Below are 17,001 nucleotides of genomic sequence, written 5' to 3'. Positions count from 1 at the left end.
TGTTTACTTTCGCACTATTTTGATAATGGCAATACACAACAATGGCAAGCACTGATACCCCTGCGACTGTTTTCGAGACGCAAATTACCTCCCTTCCCCTGATCGCACGTGGCAAAGTGCGAGATATTTACGCGGTGGATGCGCAGCACATGCTGATCGTCACCACGGATCGGCTCTCTGCGTTTGATGTCATCATGCCCGACCCGATTCCACAGAAAGGCGTCATTCTCACCCAGGTAGCAAATTTCTGGTTTGCCCTGCTCAGCGACGTGATTCCCAACCATTTGAGCGACAAAACGCTGGATGATCTGCCCCTGACAGCAGCGGAAAAAACCCAATTGCACGGGCGCAGCATTATCGTCAAGCGCATGAAAGCCTTACCGGTAGAAGCCATTGTACGCGGCTACCTGATTGGTTCCGGCTGGAAGGATTATCAGCAAACCGGCGCAGTCTGCGGCATCAGCCTGCCAGCGGGTTTGCAAATGGCAGACCGCTTGCCCGCGCCGATTTTCACCCCATCCACCAAGGCCGATGTCGGCACGCACGACATCAATATCAGCTTTGCCGAAATGCAGGACAAAATCGGCACGGAATTAGCTGAACAAATCCGTAGCGTCAGTCTGGAACTGTATAACCGTGCGGCGGCCTATGCCCTTCAGCGTGGCATCATCATTGCCGATACAAAATTCGAGTTCGGGCTGGATGCGGATGGCAAACTGGTGTTGATCGACGAAATCCTCACCCCCGATTCCTCACGCTTCTGGCCTGCTGATCAGTACCAACCGGGCATTAGTCCGCCATCGTTTGACAAACAGTTTGTGCGCGATTATTTAGAAACGCTGGACTGGGGCAAAACCGCACCCGGCCCGGAATTGCCGACCGCAATTCGGGAAAAAACTGCTGCCAAATACCGGGAAGTGGCGGATTTACTGATGAAATGAGAGAAGAAACCCCTCCTAACCTCCCCTTGTCAGAGGAGGCCGGGAGAGATTTCTTACAGGAGAATCTATGCGAGTACTAATAACAGGCGCAGCCGGTTTTATCGGGATGCACCTAGCCCTGAAACTACTGGAACGCGGCGATGAAGTGGTCGGCATCGACAATTTCAACGATTACTACGATGTCAGCCTGAAAGAGCGCCGTTTGCAGCGGGTGGTCGATGCTGCCGGTGAGGGCAAGTTCACCTTCTTCCGCCTCGACCTGGCTGACCGTGACGGCATGGCGAAACTGTTTGCCGAACAAGGGCTGGATGCGGTGGTGAATCTGGCCGCACAAGCCGGGGTACGCTATTCCATCGACAACCCGCTGGCTTACGTCGACAGTAACCTGCTGGGGTTTGCGCACATTCTGGAAGGTTGTCGCCACAACGGGGTCAAGCATCTGGTGTATGCGTCTTCCAGTTCGGTGTACGGGGCGAATGAGTCTATGCCGTTTTCGGTGCATGACAATGTGGATCACCCGTTGTCGCTATATGCCGCTTCCAAGAAAGCCAACGAGCTGATGGCGCATACCTATTCGCATTTGTACGGCTTGCCGACCACCGGGCTGCGTTTCTTCACCGTGTATGGGCCGTGGAGCCGCCCGGACATGGCGATGTTCAAGTTCACCAAAGCGATCCTGGCGGGCAAGCCGATTGATGTATTCAACTACGGCAAGCACCGCCGCGATTTCACCTATATCGACGATATTGTGGAAGGCGTGATCCGCACCCTCGACCATACTGCCAGCCCCAACCCGGACTGGCGAGGCACTGCGCCCGACCCCGGAACCAGCAAAGCCCCGTGGCGGATTTACAATATCGGCAACCAGAACCCGGTAGAGTTGATGGATTACATCAGCGCGATTGAAAAGGCACTGGGCATGAAGGCCGAACTGAACCTGCTGCCGCTGCAACCTGGCGATGTGCCGGATACCTACGCCGATGTGGAAGCACTGGTGCAGGATGTCGGTTATCGCCCCAGCATGTCGGTGGAGGAAGGCACGCGCCGCTTTGTCGAATGGTATCGGGATTATTATCAGGTTTAACCTTATGTGCAGGAATTAACCATGCAAGCAACCCGGCAGTCACGCTTGTTGGAGCGTGTCGTCAATCATTCCCCGGATTACGTCAGCTTCTTGCTGGTCATCCTGTGTGGCTTCCTGCTGGCTCGGCTGCTTTGGATGTTTTTTCCCGCGCAAGCCCCTGTCACCCGTCTGGATGCACCTCCTCCAGTCACAGATGCCACGGAAGTCATGCAGGATCTGGGAGCAAAGATTGCGGATCTGCACCTGTTCGGTGAGCAGGCTGCCAAAACAGCAGCAGCACCTGCCGAACCCATCCAGAACACCCAACTTGCCCTGAAGCTTCAAGGTGTATATGCCTTGCCGGACAAACGGGGTTATGCGGTGATTGAGGAAGGGAGTGAACAAAAAGCCTACACCATTGGCAAAACCATCGGCAACTCGGGAGCGGTACTCGAAGAAATCTTCTCCACCCATGTTACCTTGCGACGCAATGACAAACTGGAAAAACTGGAACTGCCCAAAATCGAACAGACTGGTGGTAATAGTGCAGGTGGTGGGATACCTGATGCCCCCCCCATGATGGACATTCCGCCAACTGTTGAAGTACCTGTCATGGATGGGCACCCCGGTATGCCCCCCCCTGAGGCAGAAGAACCCCCTGTGCCTGACGGTCAACCCGTGGTAGATCCGGGAATCGTACCGCCACCACCTGCACCACCGTCTTCGGATGCCGCCAACCTCGGTGAATTCCGTCAGGCTGTCCTGAACAACAACATGCGCCTGCTGGAAGTCGCCAGCCCACAGCCTCACGAAGTGGATGGCAAATTTGCCGGTTTCCGCCTGATGCCGGGCAGCAACACTGCCCTGTTCAACCAATTGGGCTTACAGCCGGGGGATATTGTCACCACGGTGAATGGTTCCGTACTGGATAGCCCTGCCGCCGGAATGCAGGCTTTGCAAGGGGCAGCGAGCGCTTCCCAGGTGACACTCGGCATTACCCGTGGCGGACAGCAAATTACCCTGCCATTGTCATTCTAAAACAGGCGGGGAACCTCAATTCCCTGCGCCCTTGCGCTGCACATCCAGCACGGAAGACAGTTGCAGCAGCTTTTCCAGAATATCCCCCAGTTGATCCACATCCTTGATTTCCAGAGCGATGTCCATGATGGCGAAACAGGGGTCATTGGTATCGCGGGTGTGTAAGCTCTGGATATTGACCTTTTCTTTCGCCAGCAGGCTGGCAACCTCTCCCAGTACCCCGGACTTGTTGAAGGTGGAAATGCGCACATCAGCAATATAAGCGGTGGCATGACTCCCCCAGGTCACGTCAATGATGCGTTCTTCCCGTTCCTTGCGCAGATTGATCAGTTCAGCACAATCTGCCCGGTGTACAATCACCCCGCGCCCTTGTGACAAATAGCCCACAATCGGGTCGCCGTTGACCGGGTGGCAGCACTTTGCCATTTGCGTAAACAGCTTTTTGACACCGCGTACTTCGACATCACCCGCCCCCGACTCCGCCGCTTTGGATTTGCGGAACTTCAGTTCCGGCTCATGTGAGCGTACCAGCAACTGGCGCACTTGGGTGGTGGAAATGTCATTTTTGCCTACCGCAATCAGGAATTCACGCTCGCTGTTACGGTTGAAATGTTTCGCCAGCGCGGCGTAATCCAGCTTGTTGAGGTTGAGCAGGTGACGCTCTTTTTCCAACAGGCGTTCGCCATCCTTGCAGTTCTGTTCGTGGTTCTGCTGACTGAACCACTGGCGGATTTTCTGGCGGGTACTGCCAGACTTGATGTAACCCAGTTCCTTGACCAACCAGTCCTGACGTGGGCGCTCTTCCTTGCCGGTAATGATTTCAACCTGCGCCCCATTGAACAGTGGACTATTCAGCGGCACGATACTGCCGTTGACCTTGGCTCCCCGGCAGCGATGTCCCACACTGGTGTGGACATGGTAAGCAAAGTCAATCGGCGTTGCGCCTTCCGGCAAATCAAACATCTGCCCTTTGGGGGTAACGACGAAAATGCGTGCCTCAAGGTTTTCGGTACGGAAATCCTCCAGCAGGTCGGTGTCGGATTCGCCGGATTCCAGCATCCGCCGGGAACTGTTGATGGCGCGTTCAATTGCCTGGTTGTACTTGCCGCCTTCCTTATAACGCCAGTGAGCTGCGATCCCCAGTTCGGCGAAACGGTGCATTTCACGGGTACGGATCTGGATTTCCACATACTTGCCCTGCGGCCCCAGCACCACAGTGTGGATCGACTGGTAGCCGTTGGGTTTGCGGTTGGCGATATAATCGTCGTATTCGTCGGGGATATGCACCCAACGGTCATGCACCAGCCCCAGCACGTTGTAGCAGGTGTTGATGTCGTCCACCATCACCCGTACCGCCCGCAGATCGTACAACTCGCTGATTTCCACTTGTTTGCGGTGCTTTTTCTTCCAGATGCTGTAAATGTGTTTGGGGCGACCGTACACCTCGGCCTTGATGCTGTGTTCCTTGAGTAAATCCCGCAAGGTGTCGGTGAAATCGGCGATGTACTGCTCGCGTTCGATACGCTTGTCAGACAGCGACTTGGCGATGGCCTTGTAGGTATCCGGTTGCAGGAAACGGAAGGCAAGGTCTTCCAGTTCCCATTTGATCTGGCTAACACCCAAACGGTTGGCCCAGGGCGCGTAGGATTCCATCGTCAGGCGGGCGACGCAGCGGTGCATTTCGCTGATTTCCTGACGTGACAGCAGGCGCAACACTTGCAGGTTCCAAGCCAGCTTGATCAGTACCGCACGCGGGTTGCCGATCACCGCACGGATCATTTGCCGCAACTGTTCGGCACGTTCGTGCGGGGTTGGATCAATACCATCAATACAATCACGGAAGGCTTGCAACTGGCGCACGCTTTCCAGCAACTGGCGGGTAGTGCTGCCGTAATGCTTTTCCACTTCAGCCAGCGTCAACAGCGCGTTGAAGCGGTTGTCTGCAAGCAAGGCCGCCAACAGGGTAGACTGATCGGAATCCAGATGACGCAGGATTTCCGCCACATCCAGGCAGGATGGCTGCAAGGCATCCTCAGCCGGTGGAAATTTCAGAATGGAATCAATGACCTCTCCCAGCAAGTAGAGGTCTTTCTCGTCTTCGGATACCCAGAAACGTTCAACCCATGCCTGACGGGTACGGGATCCGGTATTGGCAATCTGACTATGTTGCATGTCAGCGTCGTTTCCTCTTTTGCCTTCGTCCTTGATAGCGGTATGGTCGAATGTAAAATGTCGTTATCACGACCCTGTATTCAGCCCTTATGATTATTGATGCGGTTTTTCACCATTTTGTAACAATGGACTCCAGTTCAGCAAGATGGTTGATCGTTGCATCCGGCTTGCCATCACCTGTCCACTCCTCTCCTGACGGATTGTACCAGACAGTACGCCAACCGGCATGTGCGGCTCCCATCACATCCCGCACGGGATCATCCCCCACATACACCGCCTGATGTGCCTCCACCCCGGCCTTGGCGAGTGCCTGATGGAAAATTTCCGGGTCTGGTTTGGAAACCCCGGCTGCTTCCGCGCTATGTACAAAGTCAAACAAATGCCCGATGCCGATGTGGTGAACACTGGCATTGCCATTGCTGATCACCCCGGTGACAAAACGGCCTGCCAGAGAATCCAGCACCTCCCGCACCCCATCAAACAGGGTGACTTCATTGCGAGCCAGCCAAAAGACTTCAAACCCTGCATCCACCAAGGACTCCGGGTAAGCGTGCGCCTGCGCCAGTGTTGCTATCCATTGTTTGCGCAGATGGGTCAGATTGTGGTGCAACTTCGGGTGTTGCCGCATGTAAGCCACCCGGTCTTGCACCAGTTCCGCTGGGGAATAGTTGTCGGTAATGCGCGGATAATGCTGTGCCAGCCATTCATAAAAGCGTTGCTCGGCTTGCACAATGACCGGCTTGCAAGCCCACAAGGTATCGTCAAGATCGAATGCAATACAACGGATTGTCATGGTTGAACCTGATGCAGTAATATCAATATTAGAACCTACTAACATACTAGTCTGATTACAAGGGAGGTTGACATGAAAGCCCGTTATTGGATAGCCCCGCTATTGGTCATATTGCTATTCCCCGCCTCTTTGTGGGCGCAAACAGCAGTGCTAATCCATGGCTTGCAAGGCAAGGGCATGGACTGGCGCATGGCAGGTGTCACACCGGGCTTGCAGCAACATGGCTGGGTGGATGGCGGCAATTTCCTCATGACCCGACAAGGTGCGGTCAATACCTACCAGCTCAGGCAACGCCCCACCAAGGTGTTCTACACCCTTGACCTGCCACCGCGTGCACCCGTGATGTTGCAAGCACAAATGCTGGATGCTTACCTGCAACGCATTTATGCCGAACGCCAGGAACCACTGACGCTGGTTGGGCATTCTGCTGGAGGGCTGGTAGCACGTGGCTGGCTGACCCGTTTTGCCAGTGTACCCGTGGATACACTGGTAACAGTGGCATCCCCGCATGTGGGTACGCTGGCAGCCGACATGGCCTGCCTTGCCAATGATACACCGATGGGAATGCTTGCCAGTGAGACAGGCTTCGGCAAGTGGATGGATGATGCCGAAGACCTTTACCGTGACCTGCGCCGTGAACAACCGGGACATTTCCTCTACTGGCTGAACCACCAGCCACACCCGGCTATCCGTTATGCTTCGGTAGTACGTGACAACGAACCACGCCCTGACCGTTTTGACTTTTTTGTGCCGCGTTACAGCCAAAACATGAACAATGTGTATGCCCTGCACGGGCGTTCAGAAGTATGGCCTGTCACTGGCGACCATTTCATGGGAATCACGGATGGACAGGTACTGGCAGGCATTCTAGCAAAACCGGTAACTTACCCGCAGGTCACGCCGGTTCCACCCAGCCCACAATAACCACCGGGATTTTTCGCCAGATACTGCTGGTGGTAATCTTCTGCGTAGTAAAAGGGCGGGGCACTGAGAATTTCGGTGGTAATCGGCGCATAACCGGCAGCAGCCAGCGCAACCTGATAACGGGCAAAACTGGCTTCCGCCTCGCTTTGCTGCTGTGTCGAAAAAGTGTAAATGCCGGAACGGTACTGCGTGCCCACATCATTACCCTGACGCATTCCCTGGGTCGGGTTATGCGCTTCCCAGAACACTTTCAGCAAACCGGCATAGCTGACCTGTTGTGGGTCAAACACCACCAGTACCACCTCATTGTGCCCGGTCATGCCGGTGCAAACCTCACGGTAGGTCGGGTTGGGGGTGAAACCGGCAGCATAGCCTACCGCTGTGGTGTAAACGCCGGGTAGTTGCCAGAATTTGCGTTCCGCCCCCCAGAAACAGCCCAGCCCGAACAGGGCTTGCTCCAGCCCCTCGGGAAACGGGGGCTGGAGCGGAGTCGCATGGACGAAATGCCGGTTTTCCACCGGCATGGCAGTGGGTCGCCCCGGTAAGGCAGTGCTAGCGTCAGGCATCGCAGTTTGCTTGTACATGAGCTTGTCTCCACCGTTAACCTTGGGCTGGCTTACCAGGCGCTGGCGACATTCTGTCCGCCGAAATACACCCATTCCACCAGATCGTCATGCACGGCCTTGCCAGCCGCACGCACGCTGGCATCGTTGTGCAGGATGGCAACCACATACGGCTGACCATTGGCGGCGGTAATGTAACCCGCCAGTGCCCGCACATCACGCAAGGTTCCAGTCTTGAACTTGCCGCGCCCTGCCAGATTCTTCAAACGGTTTTTCACCGTGCCATCCACCCCCAGTACCGCCATCGAACCCATCAGTTCATCACGGTAAGGGCTGTTGTAGATGTCGACCAGCATTTCACCCATTTCACGGGCGGAAATGCGCTCGGAGCGGCTGAGGCCGGAACCGTTTTCAATGCGCAGGTTGGAGAAGCGCAGACCACGGCTTTCCAGCCATTGACCAACGGCAGCAGCTCCTTTCTGGGTTGTGCCGGGTGCGCCGTGCTGTTTCGCCCCCATGCTCAACAGCAACTGACGCGCCATGACGTTGTTGCTGTCCTTGTTGATCTCGACAATGATGTTGCGCAACGGCTGGGAATGATGGGTATGCACCAGTTGCGCCCCACCCGGTGTTGGGCCGATTTGCAGGCCACCATTCAGATGACCGCCCATTTCACCCACCCAGATTTTCCAGAAATCACCAAACAGGTTCGCATTCAGGTCATTGGCATTGCGCGGGGCAACCGGACAAATCCGCTGAATCTGGCCTGCGCGATTGATTTCATAACAACTGCCACGTTCGTTGTAGAGCAGGGCTTCTGGCTGGGCGTTGTAAGCCGCATTGACATTTTCATCAATCGGTGCCTGATTGCCGACACTGAAATAGGTCTTGTCGATGATGAAATTGCCCGCCACATTGCGGATACCACGCGCCCGCAAGGCTTGCAGCAATTGGCGGAAGTCACCTTCACGAAAATCCGGGTTGCCATAACCCTTGATGACAACATCACCCTGCAGGGTGTCGCCCGCCAGATTGCCAGTCGTGTAGATTTCAGTCGGGAAGCGGTAATCCGGCCCCAGTACACCCAAGGCCGAATAAGTTGTCACCAGCTTCATGGTAGAAGCGGGGTTGCGGGGTATATCCGCATTCGCGGTCAGTAACGGCTGCCCACCATTGGCAGCGCGTACATACGCGCCCATATTCTGTTCCGATAAACCACTTTGACGCATACTGCCTGCAATGCTGTCTGGCAAACGCGCTAGCCTGCCGGGGCCACGGTAGGTTTTGTCTCCACCCGCAGCGCTTAACTGGGTTGGCTGGATACTGGCAGGATTACCGGCAGATGCCCGGTACTGTGCTGTTGCGCGTGCTTGATGCTGGGCAACATCAGCTTTGGCATAAGCCCTGCTAACCTGCGGTGTTGAGCCCTCTTCCGCTGTTCCTGCCGGTTGTGAACTGCACGCTGAAATGGAAATGGATAAAGCAACGGCTGCGGCAATGCGCCAAGTCAGCATAGTGATGTCCTCACAGTGATTTCACACAAAGATTTACGTCCAGCCTAGAGGCTGACGCCCCAAAACTCAAGCTCAAAGCCCTTTAGCCATCTACCCAAATTAGCAGATAGCTCTTAAACATAGACTTAATTTTGGAAAAAAGTTTCCCTACACATCTTGACTTACAGATTAGCCGACTTGTTCGACATTGTCATCAATCGTGTTATGCTTTGCCTTCACTTGTATTTATTACTTGGAGATATAGGGATGAAACCGTCCGCGAATGTTTTCGCAAGTTCTGTACAACGCTGGAGTTTAGGGGTTTTGTTGGGGTTATCGGTCAGTATGGCAGCACTGCCTGACCTTGCCGAAGCCAAAGGCAAACACCCTGAAAAGTCCACCGTCAGCACCAAGAAAGCAGATAAAAAAACAACCAACAAACAAGCCGAGTCGAAGAAAACCTCAAAAATAGCTGACCAGAAGGAACGAAAAAACAGCAAAAAACAGGTCGCTGCCAAGCAGGAAAGCAAGAAGGAAGCAAAACAAGCCAAGGACACAGGCAAAAAAGCAGAAAAAACCTTGACCCGCAAAGACAAACAGGAAGAAAAAAAGCTGAGCCGCAAAGGCAAGGCAGAAGAAAAATCAGACAAACACGGCAAACTAGCCAGTAAAGACAAGCAAAACAAGGACAAACCGGGCAAAAAGTCCAAAACCAGCAAAACCGCAGTTTCAGCCAGCACCGACCGGGACAAACACCCCACCCGCACTACCCGCCGCAAAGCCACCGAACGTAACGCCGTTCAGGAACAGTACGTCTGGCATCCCTCCCGTGAAAATCCCCAAGACTATTACGTCATGCCAGACTCACTGGCAAACGGGACGGAAGCCACACAGGAACCTGAAGAGCAGCCAGTAGCCATTGCCGCTGACGATCTTGTGCAACACCCGGTCAAGGCAGGCAAACCGTTTCAGGTAGGCACTGCCTCTTACTACGGGACGGGTTTCCACGGCAAACGCACCGCCAGTGGTGAGCGTTTCGACCAGGATGACCTGACGTGCGCCCACGGCAGCCTGCCGTTTGGTTGCCGTTTGCGTGTCACCAATGTGCGCAATAACCGCTCAGTGGAAGTCAAGGTCAATGACCGGGGCGCTTTCCACAAATACGGGCGCGTGATTGACTTATCCAAAGCCGCCGCACGGGAAATCGGCATGTTGGGTTCCGGTACTGCCAAGGTCAAAGTGGAAATACTGGAATAAGCCGGTAGCTCTGCTACCCTCCGGGTATGAGCATCTTTGACCTGCACACCCTGCTGCCTGCGTGGATAGGGGATTTCCTGCACCACGAGGCAAGTTGTTTCCCGGATGTCACCGCACGCATGGCATTTGTCATCCGCCTTACCAGCCGCAATGTGGCGGAAGGCAGCGGTGGTCCGTTTGGCGCTGCTGTCTTCGAGCGTGATTCCGGTGTGCTGGTAGCCGTCGGGGTCAACGCCGTGGTAGCCAGCCACTGTTCCCATGCCCATGCTGAAATGGTGGCACTGGCACTGGCTCAACAACGACTGGAAACCCACGATCTCGCCAGCCCCGGCTTGCCTACCCACGAACTCGTCACTTCCTGCGAACCTTGCGCCATGTGTCTGGGGGCAATCCCTTGGTCGGGCGTGAAACGGGTAGTGTGCGGCGCACGTGATGCCGATGCCCGCGCCATCGGCTTTGATGAAGGCAGCAAACCTGCCCACTGGCAACAAACCCTGACCGCACGCGGCATTGAGGTGCTGACCGATGTGTTGCGTGATGATGCAGTAACAGTCCTGAAGCATTACCTTGCAACGGGTGGTATGCTCTACAACGCCTGCACTGATAAAGAGCATGACCCCTGACGATGAAAGCCAACCAGCCCCCCGCATCTGCTTTGCCGGGAAAACGTTTACCGCCCAGTCGGACAGCGGTGGTGTGGTTGTTTGCTCTGTTTGCCGGGCTGACCTTGCTAGTCGTTTATCAAACTGTGCAACAAAGCGCAGCCCAGCGTTTGCAGCAACAAACCCAGTACCTCACCCAGCAACTGGTTGGACAACTCAACGCTGAGCTGGAAAAACACAGCTACCTGCCGGAACTGCTGGCACAAGACCCGCAAACCCGTGCAGTGCTTACTACCCGCAACCCGGATTCTGCCACGCTACAACAGCTCAACCAATTACTGGCAACCGCCAACCGGATTGCGCATACCTCCGACCTGTACCTGATGCGTGCCGACGGCCTGACCATCGCAGCCAGTAACTGGAATACCCAAGCGTCTTTCATCGGCAAGAACTTTGCCTTCCGCCCGTATTTCCAGCAAGCGATGCGCGGGGAAATCGGGCGCTATTTTGCTCTTGGCACGACTTCCAAAAAGCGCGGCTACTATTTTGCACATGCCGTGACGGATGAGCATCACAAGGCTCTAGGGGCCATGGTTGCCAAAGTCGACATCAACAATCAGGAAAGTGCCTGGCGGCAGGAAAATGCCAGTTTCATGGTGGTAGGGAATGACGGCGTGGTCTTCATGTCCAGCAACAGCGACTGGTTGCAGAAATCCCTGTTTCCCCTGTCCGAGGAAGTGCTGGCGGAATTGCACGCCAACCAGCGTTATGACCGCCTGCCGATTGGTTTGCTGCCAGATTATTTGCGCATTGACCCAAGCCTGGAAACCCAGCGGGTCGGTTACGGAGAAAACAGCTACTGGGCGCAACGGCACAGCATGAATCTGATGGGCTGGGATGTCTACGTCCTGACCGACTGGAGCCATGTTAGCCGTACAGCCCTGGTCAGCACCTTGCTGGCGGCCTTCATCCTGTTGCTGACCTTGCTGCTGGTGTATACGGTGTGGAAAAACCAGCGCCAGCGCCGCGATTACGAGCAACATATCCGCGAGGAACTGGAAGCCAAGGTCGAAAAGCGCACCCATGAACTGCGCCGTACCCAGGAAGAACTGGTGCAAGCGGCAAAAATGGCAGCACTAGGGCAGCTTTCCGCTGGCATCAACCACGAACTCAACAACCCGCTGACCGCGATCCGCGCCTATGCCGACAATGCCGCACAATTCCTCGACATCGGCAAGCCGGAGATTGCCCGCAGCAACCTGACTGAAATCGTTGCCTTGACCGAGCGCATGGCAGCGATTACCCGCCAGCTCAAGACCTTTTCGCGCAAAAGTGCCGGGCAGATTGAAACCTGTGACCTGCACCGGGCGCTGGATTCTGCCCTCAGCATTGTGCAGCCCAAACTGGTGCAAACGCCGATCGTGCTGGAACAGTTGCGTGCCGAGAACACCCGTTACGTGCAAGCCGATCTGGTGTGGCTGGAACAGATTCTGGTCAACCTGCTGAGCAATGCTGCCGACGCAGTACAGGAACAGCCCGAACAGCGCATCTGGATTGCCCTGCAACAAGCCGATGGGCAGGTGGCGGTGAGCGTGCGTGATAACGGTTCTGGTATCAGTGAGGCCGCCATGCCGCATGTGTTTGAAGCCTTCTTCACCACCAAGACCATCGGCAAAGGGCTGGGGCTGGGCCTGTCGATTTCCTATCGACTTGCCAAAGACATGCAGGGTAATCTGAGCGTGCGCAATGCCCCGCAAGGTGGGGCGATTTTCACCCTGACCCTGCAACAGGCCAGCGAGGGAGGCCAGCCATGACTACGGCGAACATCATTCTGGTGGATGACGAAAAGGCAGTACGTGATGCTACTGCGCAATCGCTGTTGCTGGCAGGTTACGAGGTGGAAACCTTTGCAACAGCCACGGAAGCCTTGGCGAAAATCACCCCCGAATTCGAGGGTGTGGTCATTTCCGACATCCGAATGCCGGGGATGGATGGGCTGGAATTACTGCAACGGGTGCTGAAAATCGACCGCGACCTGCCGGTGATCCTGATCAGCGGACATGCCGATGTGGCAACGGCGGTGGCAGCGATCCGCAAGGGCGGTTATGACCTGCTGGAAAAGCCGTTTTCCAACACCCAACTGGTGGAAGTGGTGAAACGCGCCAGCGACAAACGCCGCCTGACACTGGAGAACCGCGCCCTGAAAGAGGCGCTGGAAAACCAGACCCGCCCCGGCCCGCGCATCATTGGGCAAACCCCAGCCATCATGAACCTGCGCAAGATGATTACCCGCATTGCCAACGTCAACGCCGATGTGCTGGTGTGGGGCGAAACTGGCACGGGCAAGGAACTGGTGGCGCGTTCCATCCACGAGCAGAGCAAGCGCCGCGACCATAATTACGTGGCAATCAATTGCGCGGCAATTCCTGAAAGCCTGCTCGATAGCGAGCTGTTCGGGCATGAGGCGGGGGCTTTCACCGGGGCGAAAACCAAGCGTATCGGCAAGTTTGAACATGCCAACGGCGGCACGCTGTTTCTGGACGAAATCGAGGGGATGCCGCTATCGACACAAGCGCCGCTGCTGCGGGTGTTGCAGGAGCGCAAGATTGAGCGGCTGGGTTCCAACAAGCTGATCCCACTCGACATTCGCGTGATTGCTGCCACCAAGGTGGATTTAAAGGAAGCGGCGGAACGGGCAGAATTCCGCAAAGATTTGTATTACCGCCTGAATGTGGTGACGCTGGAAGTGCCGCCATTGCGGGCGCGGCGCGAAGACATTCCCTTGCTGTTCCAACATTTTGTGCTGGTGGCGGCAGCGCGGTGCGAAACCGAAGTGCCGCCACTCAACAGCCAGGCGCTGCATGTGTTGCTGGGGCATGACTGGCCGGGCAATATCCGTGAATTGCGCAATATTGCCGAGCGCTATGTGTTGCTGGGGGAGGCTTACAATTTCGACCTTGCCGCACTGATGCAGTCGAGCGAGAAACCGGAAGGGCTGTCATTAGCAGAACAGGTGGCGTGTTTCGAGAAAACCCTGATCGAACAGGCGCTCAACCACCACAAGGGCAATACCCGCGAGGTGATGGAAGCGCTGGATTTGCCGCGCAAAACACTGACGGACAAGATGAAGAAATACGGGCTGGAGCGCGGGCAGTTCCGCGAGTAGCTTACTGGTGGTGCTGGCACGCCCAGCGTACCTGATTGCGGTAATTCACCACTCGGTGCTGGATGTAATCCGACAGCAACGGGGCATAACCTGCATCAGCGATACAGGCAGTGATATGACCTTCCAGCCGTTGCCAATCAGCATCCGTGCCGCATCCGGCCTGATCCAGCGCTGCCCGCAAATCGGTGAAAATATGGTAACGCGCCATCTCGCGTTGGCATAGCAGCTTGCGTAACGGATTCAGGGGCGAACGCTGCTGGCAGTTTGCCAGCAATTGCTCCCAGTGCAGGGTTTTGCGGGTGTAAGCCGTGATGAAATCTTGCATCACCTGATCCAGCCAGCGTGGATCGGTGAATTCCGCCCGCTGCCTGCAAACCCGCTCGGCAATACACAACTGGTTACGGCGAAAACCATCCGTGGGGCTGGTGGGCGCAGGCGGAATCCGCTGCAAATCCTGCACCTGCTGCATACAGACATTCGTACTGGTGTTGCTAGATACCGTGCTTGCTGGTGGTGTCTGCGCACAACCTGCCAGTATTGTCACCAGATTCATCAGCAACAGCCAACGAACCATCCTTACCCCGCGTTTGATTGATGCGCCTTTCTAATGGTTTTACCCGTCCGACTCAAGTACCGCCTGACTGTTGGATGGCAACAGTAGCCAACACTAACGCGGCAGTTTCAGCCCGTACTGGTTTGCCATTGCCAGCAATGGCTATAGGGCGAAAAATGTTTCGCCCCTAGCAATGTTACGCGGCTTTGCCCTTGTCGGTCAGCTTGACCAGATCGTTCATGACACCATCCAGACCGCCGTAGACATTCAGGGTGCTGATGCGTCCGGTGATCTTTTCGAGGATTTCCAGCTCTTTCAGGCGCAGCAAGACCGGGTTGCCTTCCATGACCTTGGCGGTGTTGTGCAGGGAACGGGTTTCCTGCGTTTCTTCGCGGCGGCGAATCAGGTTGGCTTCGGCGCGTTTTTCGGCTTCGACGACTTGCGCCAAAATCGCCTTCATATCACCGGGCAATACGATGTCACGCGCCCCGACGGTTTTCAGGTCGATGCCGTAAGCGGCCGCTTTTTCCGCAACTATTTGCTGGATGGATTGGTTCAGCAGGTTTTTGTCTGCCAGCAATTCGTCCAGCGTTTGGGTGGAAACCACGGCGCGTAACGCCAGTTGCAGTTCGCGGTACAAGTAGTCCTTGTGGTCTGCCAGTGCCGTTTTGACTTGCTGCGGGTCAACAATCTGCCACATGGCGGAAAGGTTGATACGCAAGCCTACGCGGTCTTTAGTGAGGATTTCCTGACCGTTGACTTCCATGTTTTGCAAGCGGCAATCCAACTGGGTTGCTTCGATGGTGTGGTTGAACCTCCACCAAACGTGCGTACCCGCTGTCAGCATGGCGTGCTGTTCGCCGTCAACTTCCAGAAAACCGCTATGGCCTTCCGGGATGATGGCAATAGCCATCGCGTTGAGCACCGCCGCCCGTAATATGGGGTCTTTGGCTGCCAGCAATTGGCTTGCCAAGGCTTTTGGCAGCTTGAAATCGGTGCTGATGTCGAGCTTGCGGATTTCGATGCTGCGCTGACCTTGCCAGTACGCGCCTCGTTGCGCGGGCGGCTTGATGTCTTTCAGTACATTGTCTTGGTACAGCAAGCCGACTTCCTGTTCGCTGGTTTCCCAGCGTTGGATTTGCGCCGCGAATTTTTCAGGGTGCAAATCAGCAAGGCTGACGACATCATCCGGCACAAAGGTTTGCGCACTGCCAGTAACGGCGAATTGCTGGACGCGATACTGGTTTTTCCAGCCGTAAAAGGTGTGGACACCCGCAGGCAGGATTTCAACGAACTGTTCGTCTTTGAACAACAGCCCGCGATGTGTTTCTGGAACAATGATTTTGGTTTTGAATAACATGGCGTTGTCCTGTAAAAATTGGGTGGCATTCCCCCACACCCGTGCAGGCTTGACGATTTGTGCGAGGTGGGAAAGCCGCGTGAGCCGAAGCAGTGGCGGTTTCGCACCCCGCAGACCCACCGTCAAGGCGGCGCGGGTGTTGGTCGTCGCTGTCGGGTAATCCGTGCCGAAACACGTACTGCCGTCGGGCGTTGACCGTGGTGGTTTGCCGTTGTTTGCCCTTGCGGGCTAGGCTACCGTAAAAGGGTAGTTTTACCAGTGGGAGTCGAACCCACTACAGCTTGATCAAATCAAGTGCTCTACCAAATGAGCTATGGTAAGGAGCAGCTAATGGGGCTCGAACCCATGACCACCTTGCGGTTGCTCTACCACTGAGCTATAGCTGCGTTGGGGACTTCTGAAACAGATACGCGGGTACACCAGTGGTGGGCGCGTCAGGCAGGTATTTGAACCTGCTCCACGAGTAACGAAAGTCGTGAATGGTAATGCAAGGGGTGTGCCAAGTTGGTTGTTGTTTTTTAAACTATTAAAATTATTGGGTTTATATGGGTAATTGGTTTTTAAAGAGAAAACCAGATGATGAACCTGTGTATCTATAAAGATAGGAATCTATTTTCATGAAAGAAACAACCCACTATCTCAACACCGACCTTGACCTGATTGCCGAGCAGGATTTGACGCTTCTGGTGCAGGCATTGGAAACCAGTGGCTTTTATTCATTGCACGCTGGGGTTGGCGATGACGGCAAATGGTATGCAACGTTGGAAGTCAATGAGGCGGCTGACGAGGCATTGCACCTGCGCGAACCTGAACTGACCATTGTAGCCATGCTCAATGCTATCGAAGCACTGGATGCTTCAGCCCGTGCCATTTGGGACGCTTGCATGAGCAAAACATTGGACATTGGCTATCAATGTGGTGATGGGGCGCGTGTCAGGAATGAGCTAACCCATGCAACGCTGAGTCGCATGACCGCTTTGGGGATGGGTATGTATATCACGCTGTATCCGTGTGCACCTAACCACATTGCGGAATCCGAGCCTGAACCGCTATGATGAGTTCATGAAAAACGCTAA

At 55.3% G+C, this 17,001-nt stretch carries 16 protein-coding genes and 2 tRNA genes; 10 read left to right on the top strand and 8 right to left on the bottom strand.

Annotated elements, in window-relative coordinates; genetic code table 11:
- Window positions 1-41 precede the first annotated feature (41 nt).
- The 3 genes from B2U47_RS05640 (at window position 42) to B2U47_RS05630 (ending at window position 3,042) form a co-directional block, all read left to right on the top strand.
- Window positions 42-941 (top strand): phosphoribosylaminoimidazolesuccinocarboxamide synthase, encoded by a 900-nt coding sequence (locus B2U47_RS05640; RefSeq protein WP_296681776.1) that lies wholly within the window; start codon window positions 42-44, stop codon window positions 939-941.
- A 67-nt stretch (window positions 942-1,008) separates the two neighbouring features.
- On the top strand, window positions 1,009-2,025 hold the full coding sequence (locus tag B2U47_RS05635) for an NAD-dependent epimerase (protein WP_296681774.1): 1,017 nt from the start codon (window positions 1,009-1,011) through the stop codon (window positions 2,023-2,025).
- Between the two features lie 21 nt (window positions 2,026-2,046).
- Window positions 2,047-3,042 (top strand): type II secretion system protein N, encoded by a 996-nt coding sequence (locus B2U47_RS05630; protein ID WP_296681773.1) that lies wholly within the window; start codon window positions 2,047-2,049, stop codon window positions 3,040-3,042.
- A gap of 15 nt (window positions 3,043-3,057) precedes the next feature.
- Here B2U47_RS05630 and B2U47_RS05625 read toward each other — a convergent pair whose 3' ends face one another.
- Together B2U47_RS05625 and B2U47_RS05620 are read right to left on the bottom strand one after the other, a co-directional pair.
- Window positions 3,058-5,214, bottom strand: coding sequence for a RelA/SpoT family protein (locus tag B2U47_RS05625; RefSeq protein WP_296681771.1), 2,157 nt, complete (start codon window positions 5,212-5,214; stop codon window positions 3,058-3,060).
- A gap of 109 nt (window positions 5,215-5,323) precedes the next feature.
- Window positions 5,324-6,007 carry an HAD family hydrolase gene (locus B2U47_RS05620; RefSeq protein WP_296681770.1) on the bottom strand — a complete coding sequence of 228 codons (684 nt, stop codon included), beginning with the start codon at window positions 6,005-6,007 and terminating at the stop codon, window positions 5,324-5,326.
- A 72-nt stretch (window positions 6,008-6,079) separates the two neighbouring features.
- On the opposite strand from B2U47_RS05620, the gene B2U47_RS05615 reads away from it, so the two are divergent.
- Window positions 6,080-6,931, top strand: a complete 852-nt coding sequence (locus tag B2U47_RS05615) for an esterase/lipase family protein (protein ID WP_296681768.1) — start codon at window positions 6,080-6,082, stop codon at window positions 6,929-6,931.
- On the opposite strand, the gene msrA is transcribed toward B2U47_RS05615, so the two are convergent.
- Together msrA and dacB are read right to left on the bottom strand one after the other, a co-directional pair.
- On the bottom strand, window positions 6,892-7,515 hold the full coding sequence (gene msrA, locus B2U47_RS05610) for a peptide-methionine (S)-S-oxide reductase MsrA (RefSeq protein ID WP_296681767.1): 624 nt from the start codon (window positions 7,513-7,515) through the stop codon (window positions 6,892-6,894). The genes B2U47_RS05615 and msrA overlap by 40 nt on opposite strands.
- Window positions 7,516-7,547: 32 nt before the next feature.
- The gene (gene dacB / locus B2U47_RS05605; protein WP_296681765.1) at window positions 7,548-9,008 is read right to left on the bottom strand and encodes a D-alanyl-D-alanine carboxypeptidase/D-alanyl-D-alanine endopeptidase; all 1,461 of its coding nucleotides are present in this window, start codon (window positions 9,006-9,008) and stop codon (window positions 7,548-7,550) included.
- Window positions 9,009-9,332: 324 nt separating this feature from the next.
- On the opposite strand from dacB, the gene B2U47_RS05600 reads away from it, so the two are divergent.
- The 4 genes from B2U47_RS05600 to B2U47_RS05585 are packed head-to-tail and all read left to right on the top strand — an operon-like array spanning window position 9,333 to window position 14,012.
- A complete protein-coding gene (locus B2U47_RS05600; RefSeq protein ID WP_296688267.1) occupies window positions 9,333-10,244 on the top strand; it encodes a septal ring lytic transglycosylase RlpA family protein in 912 nt (303 codons plus the stop codon).
- 26 nt (window positions 10,245-10,270) lie between these two features.
- A complete protein-coding gene (locus B2U47_RS05595; protein WP_296681763.1) occupies window positions 10,271-10,867 on the top strand; it encodes a nucleoside deaminase in 597 nt (198 codons plus the stop codon).
- Between the two features lie 2 nt (window positions 10,868-10,869).
- Entirely contained in the window at window positions 10,870-12,660 is a 1,791-nt protein-coding gene (locus B2U47_RS05590) for an ATP-binding protein (RefSeq protein ID WP_296681762.1), read from the top strand.
- Entirely contained in the window at window positions 12,657-14,012 is a 1,356-nt protein-coding gene (locus B2U47_RS05585) for a sigma-54-dependent transcriptional regulator (RefSeq protein ID WP_296681761.1), read from the top strand. The genes B2U47_RS05590 and B2U47_RS05585 overlap by 4 nt, the downstream gene beginning before the upstream one ends.
- A 1-nt stretch (window position 14,013) precedes the next feature.
- Here B2U47_RS05585 and B2U47_RS05580 read toward each other — a convergent pair whose 3' ends face one another.
- The gene (locus tag B2U47_RS05580; protein WP_296681760.1) at window positions 14,014-14,586 is read right to left on the bottom strand and encodes a hypothetical protein; all 573 of its coding nucleotides are present in this window, start codon (window positions 14,584-14,586) and stop codon (window positions 14,014-14,016) included.
- A gap of 175 nt (window positions 14,587-14,761) precedes the next feature.
- Window positions 14,762-15,925 carry a slipin family protein gene (locus B2U47_RS05575; protein WP_296681759.1) on the bottom strand — a complete coding sequence of 388 codons (1,164 nt, stop codon included), beginning with the start codon at window positions 15,923-15,925 and terminating at the stop codon, window positions 14,762-14,764.
- Between the two features lie 66 nt (window positions 15,926-15,991).
- Between B2U47_RS05575 and B2U47_RS05570 the strand changes: the two genes are divergently transcribed.
- The gene (locus B2U47_RS05570) at window positions 15,992-16,120 is read left to right on the top strand and encodes a hypothetical protein (RefSeq protein WP_296681758.1); all 129 of its coding nucleotides are present in this window, start codon (window positions 15,992-15,994) and stop codon (window positions 16,118-16,120) included.
- 55 nt (window positions 16,121-16,175) lie between these two features.
- Here B2U47_RS05570 and B2U47_RS05565 read toward each other — a convergent pair.
- Together B2U47_RS05565 and B2U47_RS05560 are read right to left on the bottom strand one after the other, a co-directional pair.
- A tRNA-Gln gene (locus tag B2U47_RS05565) sits at window positions 16,176-16,246 on the bottom strand.
- A 1-nt stretch (window position 16,247) separates the two neighbouring features.
- Window positions 16,248-16,311 (bottom strand) — tRNA-OTHER (locus tag B2U47_RS05560).
- A gap of 231 nt (window positions 16,312-16,542) precedes the next feature.
- On the opposite strand from B2U47_RS05560, the gene B2U47_RS05555 reads away from it, so the two are divergent.
- On the top strand, window positions 16,543-16,980 hold the full coding sequence (locus tag B2U47_RS05555) for a hypothetical protein (RefSeq protein WP_296681757.1): 438 nt from the start codon (window positions 16,543-16,545) through the stop codon (window positions 16,978-16,980).
- Window positions 16,981-17,001: the final 21 nt, after the last annotated feature.

This window comes from Thiothrix sp. UBA5583 (assembly GCA_002425225.1).
Taxonomy (GTDB): Bacteria; Pseudomonadota; Gammaproteobacteria; order Thiotrichales; family Thiotrichaceae; genus Thiothrix; species Thiothrix moscowensis.
The sequence above is the reverse complement of the archived record's forward strand: the minus strand, read 5'-3'. Positions and strand labels throughout refer to the sequence as shown.